Here is an 11,629-nt window from a genome sequence, read left to right on the forward strand (position 1 = left end):
CACAGCGACCCGCATCGCGGATCACCGCTCTCCTGATGGAGCACCGCCCTCGCGAGAGAGCGCCGCTCTCGGTCCGGAGCACCGCCCCCGTGCCCGCTCTCGCGGTGGAGCGCCGCTCTCGGTCCGGAGCGGTGCTCCCCCTCACAGCCCGTGCAGCAACTGCTCGATGACCAGCGCCACCCCGTCGTCCTCGTTCGCCGCCGTGCGGTCCGTCGTCGCTGCCAGGACCTCCGGGTGGGCGTTGGCCATCGCGTACGACCTGCCCGCCCACGTCAGCATCTCGAGGTCGTTCGGCATGTCGCCGAAGGCCACGACCTCCGCCGCCCCGATCCCCCGCGCCTCGCAGTAGCGCTCCAGCGTGCTCGCCTTGCTCACGCCCAGCCCGCTCACCTCCAGCAGCGCGCTCGACGTCGAGCGGGTGAACTCCCCGTGCCCCGCCGCCCCCGACCGCGCCGCGTGCAGGAACTCGTCCGCGCCGAGGCTCGGGTGGTACGCCAGCAGCTTCAGCAGCGGGTCCCCCGCCCGCTCCCCGTCCTCCGCCAGCAGCCTCTCCACCGGCGCTATCGGCCCCGGCCCCCGGTGCAGCGGATACCCCGGTTCGCGGCCGAAGCCGCCCGTGTACTCCACCGCGAACGCCGTACCCGGCGCGATCGTCCGCAGCACACCGACCACCGCCACCGCGTCGGCCAGCGGCAGCGGGCAGACCTCCGCCAGTTCGAGCCCGCGGTGCAGGTCGACCACCGCGGCGCCGTTGGCGCAGATCGCCATCCCGTGCCCGTGTACGTGCTCCGCGACCACGCCCATCCACCGCGCCGGCCGCCCCGTGACGAACACCACCGCCAGCCCCGCCTCCTCCGCCGCGGCCAGCGCGGCGACCGTGCGGTCCGAGACGGTCTGGTCGTTCCGCAGCAGGGTCCCGTCGAGGTCCGTGGCGATGAGCCGGGGACGGAAGGCGGAGGGGGAGGCGGCGGAGGAGGTCGAGGCAGGGGCGTCGGTCACCCGGCCATCATCGCGTACGGCCCGCGAGGACCGTACAGGCGTACGGACAGCCGCCACCCCCGCCACGGCTCACGAACCACGACCACCCGCCCCACGGCACCCGCCACCTCACCCCACCGCCTCCAGCACGTCCCGCACCACGGGACCCGCGTCCCCCGACCCGCTCTCCGCGTCCTCCACCACGCACGCCACCGCCACCCCGTCGCGGTACGCCACCAGCCACCCGTTGTTCGGCCCCGTCGCCGTCACCTCCGCCGTCCCCGTCTTCGCCCCCACGTCCCCCGGCAGCCCCGCCAGCACCTGCGCGCTGCCCTCCGTCACCGTGTCCCGCATCAGCGCCCGCAACTGCTCCACGACCCCCTCCGGCAGGTCCTCGGCCGAAGCCGACCGCTCCTGCCCCGCCACGATCACCGGCTGCCGGAACGTCCCCGTCGCCGCCGTCGCCGTGACCGACGCCATCACCAGCGGGTTCGCCCGTAGCCGCCCCTGCCCGAAGAGCGACGCCGCCTTCTCCGTCTCGTCCCCCGGCACCGGCACCTCCCATCGGAGTTCCCGCTGTGACCCCGCCCGAGCCGCCTCCCGCGCAACCGCCGCCGCCCCCGGAGCGCCCCGGCCCTCCGCGCCCCCCGGACACCCCCGTGCCCCCCGGCCCCCGCATGCCGGCCGCCCACCGCACCGCCAGGTCCCGCATCCGCCGGGCGTTCACGGAGGCCGGCGTCACCGGCCAGCTCCACGCGCGCGACATCGACACCGGCGCCGAACTCGCCGTGGCCGCCGACACCCTGGTCAGCACGGCCAGCGTGCACAAGGTGTGCCTCCTGGCCACCCTCTACCGCGAGGCCGAGCACGGCCGCATCGACCTCACCGCCGCCGTCGACGTCCCCGCCGACGGCCGCACCCCCGGCCCGACCGGGCTGGGCGCCATGCGCGACCCCGCCCGACTCTCGCTGCGCGACCTGGCCGTCCTCGCGGTCTCCGTCAGCGACAACACCGCCGCCGACGTGCTGTGGGACACCGTCGGCGTCGAGGCCGTCAACAGCACCATGACCGCCCTGGGGCTGACCCGTACCACCGCCGTGCAGAAGGTACGCGACCTCTACGCCGTACTCGCCGAGGACGCCGGCCCCGCCGGCGCCCCCGCGCTCCTCGACCCCGCCCGCGTCGCCCGCCTCCGCGCCCTCGACCCGGCCCGTACGAACCGCTCCACCCCGCGCGAACTCACCGCCCTCCTCGCCGCCGTCTGGCGCGACGAGGTGTGCACCGGCGCGTACGCCGCCGATCTGCGCCGCACGCTGGGCACCCAGGCGTGGGGGCACCGGCTGGCGTCCGGGTTCCCCTTCGACGACGTACGCATCAGCGGGAAGACGGGCACGCTGCCGACGCTGCGGCACGAGATCGGGGTCGTGGAGTACCCGGACGGGGGCCGCTACGCGGTCGCCGTCTGCACCCGCGCGGCGGCGACCGCGGTGACGCTCCCGGCGGCCGACGCGGTGATCGGCACCGCGGCCCGGCTGGCGGTGGACGCGCTGCGGGCCCCGTAAGCGATCAGGCCCCCAGCGGCCGCCCGGTCCGCCAACGGGCCGCCTAGGAGCCCAACTGCGCCGGTGCCTCCGTGGCGATGCGCTCGAAGACGCGCTCGTCGGCGGCGAAGACAGAGTCAGGAATGGGCCAGTGGAGCACGATCTCGGTGAAGCCGAGGGCCGCGTGCCTGCCGGCGAAGTCGACGAAGGCGTCGAGGGAGTCGAGCGGCCGGTCCGGGGTGAAGCCGGCGAGCAGCACCTTCTCCATCGCCGCGGTGTCCCGCCCCACCGCCGCCCCCGCCTCGGCGAGCCGGGCGATCTGGGCGCGGATGGCGGCCAGGGAGTCAACGGCGGTGCCCGTCGCGGAGGTCTGCGGGTCGCCGGTCGTCACCCACGACTGCCCGTAGCGCGCGGCCAGCCGCATCCCGCGCGGCCCGGTCGCCGCCACGGCGAACGGCAGCCGCGGCCGCTGCACGCACCCGGGGATCATCCGCACTTCGTGCGCCGAGTAGTACGTGCCCGCGTACGACGTGGTGTCCTGCGTCAGCAGCGTGTCCAGCAGCGGCACGAACTCCCCGAACCGCTCCGTCCGCTCCCGCCCCGCCCACGGCTGCTGCCCCAGCGCGGTCGCGTCGAACCCGGAGCCCCCCGCGCCGATCCCGAGGATCATCCGCCCGCCCGACACGTCGTCAAGCGAGATCAACTCCTTGGCGAGCGTGACCGGATGCCGGAAGTTCGGCGAGGTCACGAGCGTGCCGAGGCGCAGCCGGGAGGTCGCGCAGGCGGCGGCGGTCAGGGTCGGCAGGGCACCGAACCAGGGCCCGTCGCGAAACGTCCGCCACGACAGGTGGTCGTAGGTGTACGCGGCGGAAAAGCCCAGCTCCTCCGCCCGCTGCCATGGCGCACGACCGCCGGAGTGCCACCGCCGGACGGGCAGGATCAGGGTGCTCAGTCGCATACCGCGACCCTACGGCCTGCGTTGCGCGGCCGCAGGGTCGCGGCGGGGGGCTGTGGCGGGCTATGGGCGGAGCTTTGGCAGGTCAGCAGCCGCCGCAGTTGTAGTACGTGACGTCCCAGTGGTTGCCCTCGCGGGCGTAGATGTTGCCGGAGCCCGACTTGTACATCGGTGCGCCGTCGCCGCGTACGCCGATGTAGGCGAAGTTGCCGGTGACGTAGTTGTTGACGCAGGTGCCGAGGGAGTAGTCGAGCTTGTAGCCGTTCCAGTGGCTGTACGTGCCGCCGGCGTGGCCGGTCTCGGTGCCGCCGGTGATGTTCAGGGCGCAGCCGCTCGCGGACTTGAGCGTCTGGGCGCCCTGGGCGGAGGCGAGGTTGAGCTGCTCGAAGGAGGTGCAGGTGGGGTTGTTGCGGTCGGAGCAGCCGCCGGAGGACGACCAGGTGATGCCGGAGGAGCGGAACATCGATGTGGCCTGGGAGTGACTGATCTTCGTGACCAGGGGCGCGGCGGGGGCGGCGGCCTTGGTGGGGGCCGCGGGGGCGGCGGGCGCCGCCGCGGCCTGGGCGGGGGCGGCCGCCAGGCCCACCGAGGCGCCGGCGACGAGGGCGAGGGCGGTGAGTGCGGAACGTACGCGCATGTGGAACCTCCTGCTGGTGCGGGGGAGTTGTGGGGGTCTTGCTGCTGAGCAGGTGGTACACCGCAGGATGATGCCCGATGTCTACGCGCGTCGCCAGAGGTGCGGGGCACGGAGACGGGGGAACTTCGCGCGGGTTGGACGCGTCTGTTTCCGGCGGGGGTGGTGTGGGGCGTGGGCGGGGTGGAGGGTGACGAGACGGGTGGTGACGAGGGGTGAAGAGGGGTGGTGACGGCGTGGGTGGCGACGGCATGGGTGCAGAGGTGCGCGGCGGTACGGGGGCAGGGCTGGGCGGGTGCGCGCTCGCGCTGTTCGGTGCGGCCGTCGCGCCGCTCGCGTGGGCGCCGCGGGCGGCGGTCAGCGTACGCGGCGGGTTCGAGGGGCACGCGCGCGACCTGAGCGTGCTCTACGTCGACCTGCCGCTCGTCGTCCTCGGCGGTGCGCTGCTGCCGCTGGGGGTCTGGGTGCTGGGGCTGCGGTGGGTGGGGCGGCCGTGGGTGGCGGCGGTGGCGGCCGTGGTGGCGCTGGGTCTTGGGGTGTGGGGGCTCACGGAGTGGTGGTCGCCGCGGCGGCCGCCCGACCCCGGGTACGGGCCGGGGATCTGACGTCGCGTACCCGGGGGTGGGGGTCGGGGGGGCCGGCTGCGGGGCGTCGGCCGCTCAGACGAGGACGCCGGTGAGGGGGTCGTAGCGCAGGAGCGTGAAGTCGTTCTCCGCGGGATGGCTCAGGCCCCGGGTGCGGAGGGTCATGAGACCGACGCGGTAGCGGTCCTCGGTGGCGACGCGCAGCCAGGGGCGGCCGTCGCGCAGGAGCGTGACCTCCTCGATCAGTGAGCCGTCGCGGCCCGCGGCGAGGGCGTAGACGGGGCCGGCGGGCGGGGCGATGTCGATGCCGCCGTCCTCCCGGATGGTCATGGTCGCGACGAGTTCGCCGCGGCCGCCGTTGGCGTCGCCGGCGAAGTCGTAGAGGCGGGCCGGGTCGCCGACGTAGTGGCGCAGGCGGCCGAGGCCGGTGACGTCCATGCCGTTGTAGAAGTTCTTCGCTTCGGCATCGAGCCAGAAGTGGGTGTTGTGGGTGGGGGAGTTGAAGTCGCTGCCGGAGTTGTACGAGATGTGCCAGTGGGGCGGGTTGTCGACGTGCAGGGTGTTGTTCGTCTCGAAGCCGGCGACGAACCAGCGGTGACCCTTCGCCGCCGCGGTGGCCTTCAGGCCGGAGTCGACGAGGATGCGGTGGGCGGCGACGAGTTGGTGGAGCTGGGAGCGGGCCTGGTTGGCGGGCCACGCGACGGTGGTCCAGGGTCCCGCGACGCGGTCGGGGTCGTTGTGGTCGAGCTTGTAGTACATCCCCGGGGATATGTCGGGGTGGCTCCAGATCTGCAGGGTGGGCTGGTTGGCGTCGGCGGAGGGCTGGGTGACGGGGAGGGTGAAGGCGAAGCGGTGGCGGCCGGCGCGGTCGCGTCTGAGACGCAGCCGGGTGTCCATGTGGACGACGGCGGCGACGGTGACGCCGGGCCAGCGGACGGAGACCTCGATGCCGTCGGGGGCGGCGGGGCCGCGGACGAAGGAGTAGTACTCGGCGCGGCTGGCGACGTGGTAGCGGTCACCGGGCACGAACTCGTAGCCCTCGGGGAGCGTCACCTCGGGCACGGCGGGGTCACCGGGGCGGAGGCGGACGAGGCGGAAGGCGGCGTACGCGACGGCGGCACCGGGGGCCGCGGGTGCCGATTCGGCGGTGCCGGCGGCGGGTTCGGCGACTGCGGCGGAGTGGGGCAGCGCCAGGGCGAGGCCGGAGGCGGAGGCCCCGGCGACCAGGGCGCGGCGGCTCAACGTGCTCATGCGGGATCCCTCTCGGTCGGATACGCGACGCGGGCCGGCTTGCTGGGTCTCGGGGCCCGCAGACTTTCTGTCCCGCGACGGGCAGTTGAACCCGGGCGATGGGCCACACCACCGGTCGCTGCGGCGCCCGGTTCCTACGCGGCCCGGCCGCTACGCCGTCCGGTCGCTATGCCGCCGGATCCTCGTCTCCGTCCACGTAACGCAGCACTCCCCACATCGCGTCCTCGCCGCCGTCCTGCGGCGCGTGGCCGCGGCAGGCGTCGAGTTCCTTGCGTACGGCGTCGGCGTCGATCCCCGCGCCGATCAGCACCAGCCGCGTGACGCGTTCCTCGCCCCGGCCCCAGGGGGCGGGGCGGAAGCGCAGGAACCGGCCGACGGCGTGCAGCCCGTACTTCTGCGGGTGGCCGGGGATGCCGAAGTGGACGAAGCCCTTGACGCGGTAGAGGCCGGCGGGGCGGGTGTCGAGGAAGTCCAGCAGGCGGCGCGGGCTGACGGGCTGGTCGGTGGCGAACTCGACGCTCTCGTACGCCGCGTGGAGGTGCGCGCCGTGGTCGTCGCCGGTGCACTCCTCGGCCGCCAGGTCGGCGAAGGAGAGCTGGCGGTGGCGGGGCGCCGCGGCGCCGGGGGCGTCGTCGCCCCCCGGGTCGAAGAACAGCTCGGGGTCCACGCGCCCGTACGCCGTCGCCACCACGGGGGTGCCGGGGGCCAGTTCCCCGATCGCCTCGTGGAGGCGGCGGCGTTCCGCGTCGTCGATCCGGTCGGTCTTGTTGAGCACGACGAGGTCGGCGACGGCGAGGTGGCGGTCGATCTCGGGGTGCCGCTCACGGGTCGCGGCGAACTCGGCGCCGTCCACGACCTCGACCAGCCCTCCGTACACGATGCTGTCGTTCTCGCTGGCCAGCACCATGCGCACGAGTTCCTGCGGCTCGGCGAGGCCGCTGGCCTCGACCACGATGACGTCGATCCTGCCGGTGCCGACGAGCCGGTCGAGAAAGGCGTCGAGTTCGGAAGTGTCGACGGCGCAGCACAGGCAGCCGTTGCCGAGGGAGACCATCGAGTCGACCTGGCCGGCGACGGCCATGGCGTCGATCTCGATGCTGCCGAAGTCGTTGACGACGGCGCCGATCCGGGTGCCGCCGCCGCCCAGCAGCAGCCCGTTGAGGAGGGTGGTCTTGCCGGAGCCGAGAAACCCCGCGAGGACGACCACGGGGATCCGTCCGCTGCCCACCAGCCACCCTCCCGGCGCCGTCCGCTCTCTGCCGGCGTCCAGCGTAGAGGGCGGGACCGTCAGCCGTAGCGCTCGATACGCGCCTGGGCGGGCGGGAACGGCGACTGCGCCGTGGTACCCGCCGACCAGAAGCCGGCCGTGCCGGGTATGGGCGCGAGGGCGGACATCACGGGGGTCGTGCCCTGGGCGGCCACGGGCCCGCGTTCGCTGGTCCAGGCGGCTCCGTCCCAGCGGAGGTAGTGGGCGCTGGTGCCGTCCCAGAAGTCCCAGCCGGCGATCACGGCGGGGCGGCCGGCCGCGTCGGGCGCGATGGCACCGAGGGAGCCGACGGTGAAGGGGGCGGCGACATCGCTCCACGCCGTGCCGTCGTAGTGGCGCAGGACGACGCCCGGCGGCTTGCCGGGCGGGCCGCCGACGCCGTAGTCGTGGCCGGTGAGCCAGATGTCGTCGGGGGCGACGGGGAGCAGGTCGGTGACGGACAGGCGCAGCCCGGCGAGCCGGGGCAGGACGAGCCAGGAGCGGTCGTCGTACCGGGCGACGACGACGTCACCGGAGACCCAGGTGGCACCGGCGCGGTCGACGTGGACGTTCCACAGGCTGGGGACGGAACCGTCGTCGGTGGGCAGCGGCGGCGACCAGCTCCAGCGGGTGCCGGCCGCGTCGTCGGAACGCAGCACGCGGGAGGCGCCGTCCCGGGTGCCGGAGACCCGGACGGTGCCGTCGGGGGCGACGGCGACGGACCACAACTCCGCACCGGACTCGCCGCGTCCGGGGAAGTCGTGCTCGCGCCAGGTGGCACCGTCCCAGGCGAGGAGGTGATCGGCACCGGCCCGGTCGTACGCCACGGCCCAGGCCGCGATTGCCCCCGCGGCGCCCGCGGGGGCGGCGGCGACGTTGCGGATGCTGCCGGCGAAGGCGAGGTGCGAGACATCGGTGGCCTGCCAGGCGGCGCCGTCCCAGGTACGGGCGACGGGCCGGCCGGACGTCGAGCCGCTACGGGCCTCCTCACCCACGGCCCACGCGAGATCGGGCCCGGCGGCGGCAACGGCGCTGAGCAGGACGGCGGGCGCCCCGGCCGGCACGGACATCTCCCGCCAGGCAGTCCGGGGCCCGACACCGCGACCGGACCGGCCATCGGTGGTTGCGGGGGCGGTAGTTGCGGTGGCGTGGCCGTGACCGGCGGCGGTGAGGCCGAGCCCGGTGGCGGCGGTCGTAGCGGTTAACCCTGTGACAAAGCTGCGTCTGCGCATGGGTGTTCTCCTCCCCTTGTACGGCTGACCCAGAGTGACCCGCCAGTAACCAGGGGTCAACCCCCGCCTCCGGCCGCGCCGTCCTCCCCGCCCGCGCCCCCCGCCAGGGCGTCCATGCGGCGCTTGTGGAGCTCCCGTTCCGTCGCCGAGGTGACGAACTCCGCCGTCGCCGCCGGGCCCACCAGATCGCGGACCGCCGCCACCGTGGCCGCCGGCAGGCTCACCGGGACCGTCACCGGAGCGGCTGCCTGGGGCTGGGGCGGTCCTGCGAGGTGCTCGTGGAGCTGGCGCGTGGCCAGGGTGCGCATCGCGCGGGCCAGCTCCGCGTCCATCGTCTGCTGCGCCAGCGGCCGCAGCCGGCGGACGAGCCCGGCGGCCTCGGTCGCCTCCGCATCCGACGGGGGATGGTCGAGGTAGCGCTGGAAGACGTGCTCGGCGGTGAAGTCCAGCAGGCCCGCCGCTATCTCCTCCACCCGCAGCCGCAGCTCGCGCAGTTGCCCGGTGATGGCGGAGAAAGGGACGCCCGCCGCGTGCAGTTCCGCGGCGACCGTGAGCTGCTGCGGGCTGGGCACGAGGAACATCTCCGGCTCGCCCGGCACCCGCTCCAGCACGCCCAGCTCGACGGCCTCCGCGACCGCGGACTCGTCCGCCGCCCCGCCGAACAGATCCGCCAGCTCCGCCCGGCTCAACTGCCCGGACTCCTCGTCGGTCCACGGCCCCTGCACCTCGGCGACCAGGCCCAGCACACCGCCGAGCCCCCGGCCCTCGTCCCACGCCTCCAGCAGTTCCTTGATGGACGCCAGGGTGTAGCCGCGGTCGAGGAGGCCGGCTATCTGCCGCAGCCGGGCGAGGTGTTCCTCGCCGTAGACGTTGGTACGCCCGCGCCGCTCCGGCCGGGGCAGCAGCCCGCGGTCGGCGTACGCGCGGATGGTGCGTACGGTCGTGCCGCTCGCGTGCGCCAGCCCCTCGATCCGGTACTCACCGGCCGTCTGCTCCTCCAGCACCGCTCGCCTGCCCCTCGGCCCGTCCCCCGGCCCGCTTGCCGCCGCGGCAAGCCTTCTTGGGAGGGATGGTACGGCCGGCGCGAATACCGGAGGCTCCAGCCGGCCGAACGAGACCTGGTGCGGCGTGCTCGCGCCGTGCTCCGCGGGCGGGGGACGTGCTTCGGTGCTCATGATGCGGCTCCTGGAAGGCAGATGGATGTGGTCGGATGGTGGGTGGACGACGGACGCGCCGGCCCGCGCTAGATCTTCGGCTCCACCCGGGCTATCGCCCGCAGCGCCCGCGGCGCGAACCGCGACAGCAGCCGCGAGCCCCGCGCCTCCGGCGTGACCGGCACCACCGCCTGGTTGCGCGCGACCGCCCGCAGTACCGCGTCCGCGACCTTCTCCGCGGGGTAGTTCCGTTTCCCGTACCAGCGGTGCGCGCTCTTCCTCCGGCGCTGCTCCTCCTCCTCGGAGACACCCGCGAACCGCGTGGTGGCCGTGATGTTGGTGTGCACGAAGCCCGGGCAGACGGCCGAGACGCCGATCCCCTGCCCCGACAGCTCCGCGCGCAGGCACTCCGAGAGCATCAGCACCGCGGCCTTCGACGTGGCGTACGCGGGCAGGGTCCGCGACGGCGCATAGGCGGCGGCCGAGGCGGTGTTGACGATGTGCCCGCCCTGGCCGCGCTCGGCCATCTGCCTGCCGAAGAGCCGGCAGCCGTGGATGACGCCCCACAGGTTGACGTCCAGCACCCGGCGCCAGTCCGCCGTCGAGGTGTCGAGGAACGGGCCGGAGAGACCGATCCCCGCGTTGTTCACCAGCACGTCCACCACCCCGTACGAAGCGGCGACCCGCTCGGCGAACTTCTCCATCGCCTCCTCGTCCGCGACGTCCACGACCTCGGGCCACGCCTCCGCCGCGCCGATCATCCGGCACAACTCGGCGGTCGTGGCCGCCCCCTCGGCGTCGATGTCCGCCGCCACGATCCGCGCGCCGGCCTCCGCGAAGGCGAACGCGGTGGCCCGGCCGATGCCGCTGCCCGCGCCGGTGATCAGCACCAGCCGGCCGCCGAACCGGTCCGCGTACGGCCCGGCCGGGACGATCTCCGCCGCCGGCGTGCCGTCCTCGTGGGCGAGGACGAACTCGCCGATCCACGCGGCGAGCTGGTCGGGCCGGGTGCGCGGGACCCAGTGCCGGGCGTCGATGGTGCGCCGCAGCAACTGCGGCACCCAGCGGTCCAGATCGTCGTAGAGGCTGGGCGAGAGGAAGGCGTCGCCGGCGGGGGTGATGAGCTGCACCGGCGCGTGCGCGTAGGCGTCGGCGCGGGGGTGGCGCAGCCGGGCGCGGACGTTGTCCCGGTAGAGCCAGGCGCCGTGCGCCGCGTCGTCGCCCAGGGAGGCCGTCGGATAGCCGTCGCCGGGCACCTTCTCCAGCCGCCGCAGGATCGCCGGCCAGCGCGCGCCGAGCGGACCGCGCCAGGCCATCTCGGGCAGGACGGGGGTGTGCAGCAGGTACACGTACCAGGACTTGGCGGTCTGGCCGAGCAGTTGACCGGCCCGCCGCGGGGTGGGGCGGCGCAGCCGGCCGTTGATCCAGTGCCCGAAGTGGTCGAGGGACGGTCCGGAGAGGGAGGTGAACGACGCGATACGGCCTTCCGTGCGCTCCACCGTGGTGAACTCCCAGCCCTGCACCGAGCCCCAGTCGTGCCCCACGAGGTGCACCGGGCGGTCCGGGCTGACGGCGTCGAGCACGGCGAGGAAGTCGTCCGTGAGCTTCTCCAGCGTGAAGCCGCCCTTCAGCGGCTTCGGCGCGGTGGAGCGGCCGTGGCCGCGGACGTCGTACAGCACGACGTGGAAACGCTCGGCGAGCCGGGACGCTACCGCGGACCACACCTCCTTGCTGTCCGGATAGCCGTGCAGCAGCACGACCGTCGGCTGCCCGGCGTCCCCCAGCTCCGCCACGCACAGCTCGACCCCGGCGGCCCTGACCCATCGCTCCCGCACGGCCACGCCGCCCCACTCGCTCATGCCACCCACCCCTTCTCCTGCGCCCGCCCCTGCACTTCACCCTGCCCGCCGCCCGGCGCCGGGTCCGGCGCCCGGTCCCGCCCCAAATCCACCCCGCCCGGCCCGACTTCGCCCGAAGCCCGACCCGCCCCAAAAGCTGACATCAATGACTGTGACATCGCCCCATGGCTCCGTCAATGCCCGCAGTCGCCTTGT

The 11,629-nt window shown here is 74.6% G+C and carries 10 protein-coding genes and 1 pseudogene; 2 read left to right on the forward strand and 9 right to left on the reverse strand.

Annotated features, from left to right (window positions below; translation table 11 throughout):
- Positions 1-141 precede the first annotated feature (141 nt).
- Both OG946_RS17530 and OG946_RS17535 read right to left on the reverse strand, forming a co-directional pair.
- Positions 142-999, reverse strand: coding sequence for an HAD family hydrolase (locus OG946_RS17530; protein WP_326797024.1), 858 nt, complete (start codon positions 997-999; stop codon positions 142-144).
- Between the two features lie 108 nt (positions 1,000-1,107).
- Positions 1,108-1,539: pseudogene (locus tag OG946_RS17535) on the reverse strand (penicillin-binding transpeptidase domain-containing protein); the annotation flags it as partial.
- 116 nt (positions 1,540-1,655) lie between these two features.
- On the opposite strand from OG946_RS17535, the gene OG946_RS17540 reads away from it, so the two are divergent.
- Positions 1,656-2,540 carry a serine hydrolase gene (locus tag OG946_RS17540; RefSeq protein WP_326800287.1) on the forward strand — a complete coding sequence of 295 codons (885 nt, stop codon included), beginning with the start codon at positions 1,656-1,658 and terminating at the stop codon, positions 2,538-2,540.
- Between the two features lie 43 nt (positions 2,541-2,583).
- Here OG946_RS17540 and OG946_RS17545 read toward each other — a convergent pair whose 3' ends face one another.
- Entirely contained in the window at positions 2,584-3,477 is an 894-nt protein-coding gene (locus OG946_RS17545; protein ID WP_326797025.1) for an LLM class flavin-dependent oxidoreductase, read from the reverse strand.
- Between the two features lie 82 nt (positions 3,478-3,559).
- Positions 3,560-4,111 (reverse strand): hypothetical protein, encoded by a 552-nt coding sequence (locus OG946_RS17550; protein ID WP_326797026.1) that lies wholly within the window; start codon positions 4,109-4,111, stop codon positions 3,560-3,562.
- A gap of 248 nt (positions 4,112-4,359) precedes the next feature.
- Between OG946_RS17550 and OG946_RS17555 the strand changes: the two genes are divergently transcribed.
- Positions 4,360-4,713, forward strand: a complete 354-nt coding sequence (locus OG946_RS17555; protein WP_326797027.1) for a hypothetical protein — start codon at positions 4,360-4,362, stop codon at positions 4,711-4,713.
- A gap of 54 nt (positions 4,714-4,767) precedes the next feature.
- On the opposite strand, the gene OG946_RS17560 is transcribed toward OG946_RS17555, so the two are convergent.
- From OG946_RS17560 to OG946_RS17580, 5 genes are all read right to left on the reverse strand, one after another.
- Positions 4,768-5,943, reverse strand: coding sequence for a hypothetical protein (locus tag OG946_RS17560; protein ID WP_326797028.1), 1,176 nt, complete (start codon positions 5,941-5,943; stop codon positions 4,768-4,770).
- Positions 5,944-6,109: 166 nt separating this feature from the next.
- Complete coding sequence (locus tag OG946_RS17565) at positions 6,110-7,171, reverse strand: CobW family GTP-binding protein (protein ID WP_326797029.1); 1,062 nt, start codon at positions 7,169-7,171, stop codon at positions 6,110-6,112.
- Between the two features lie 59 nt (positions 7,172-7,230).
- Complete coding sequence (locus OG946_RS17570) at positions 7,231-8,259, reverse strand: hypothetical protein (protein ID WP_326797030.1); 1,029 nt, start codon at positions 8,257-8,259, stop codon at positions 7,231-7,233.
- 218 nt (positions 8,260-8,477) lie between these two features.
- Complete coding sequence (locus tag OG946_RS17575; protein WP_326797031.1) at positions 8,478-9,425, reverse strand: MerR family transcriptional regulator; 948 nt, start codon at positions 9,423-9,425, stop codon at positions 8,478-8,480.
- A gap of 239 nt (positions 9,426-9,664) precedes the next feature.
- Positions 9,665-11,434 (reverse strand): SDR family oxidoreductase, encoded by a 1,770-nt coding sequence (locus tag OG946_RS17580; RefSeq protein WP_326797032.1) that lies wholly within the window; start codon positions 11,432-11,434, stop codon positions 9,665-9,667.
- Between the last annotated feature and the right edge of the window lie 195 nt (positions 11,435-11,629).

The sequence above is a fragment of the Streptomyces sp. NBC_01808 genome (assembly GCF_035917395.1).
In the GTDB taxonomy this organism is placed as follows: Bacteria; Actinomycetota; Actinomycetes; order Streptomycetales; family Streptomycetaceae; genus Streptomyces.

What these genes read in the sequence shown, in the direction of transcription:
- OG946_RS17570 (WP_326797030.1), bottom strand. Translation starts at nt 8,259, where the DNA reads ATGTCCGTGCCGGCCGGGGCGCCCGCCGTCCTGCTCAGCGCCGTTGCC.
- OG946_RS17540 (WP_326800287.1), top strand. Translation starts at nt 1,656, where the DNA reads ATGCCGGCCGCCCACCGCACCGCCAGGTCCCGCATCCGCCGGGCGTTC.
- OG946_RS17555 (WP_326797027.1), top strand. Translation starts at nt 4,360, where the DNA reads ATGGGTGCAGAGGTGCGCGGCGGTACGGGGGCAGGGCTGGGCGGGTGC.
- OG946_RS17545 (WP_326797025.1), bottom strand. Translation starts at nt 3,477, where the DNA reads ATGCGACTGAGCACCCTGATCCTGCCCGTCCGGCGGTGGCACTCCGGC.
- OG946_RS17580 (WP_326797032.1), bottom strand. Translation starts at nt 11,434, where the DNA reads ATGAGCGAGTGGGGCGGCGTGGCCGTGCGGGAGCGATGGGTCAGGGCC.
- OG946_RS17560 (WP_326797028.1), bottom strand. Translation starts at nt 5,943, where the DNA reads ATGAGCACGTTGAGCCGCCGCGCCCTGGTCGCCGGGGCCTCCGCCTCC.
- OG946_RS17550 (WP_326797026.1), bottom strand. Translation starts at nt 4,111, where the DNA reads ATGCGCGTACGTTCCGCACTCACCGCCCTCGCCCTCGTCGCCGGCGCC.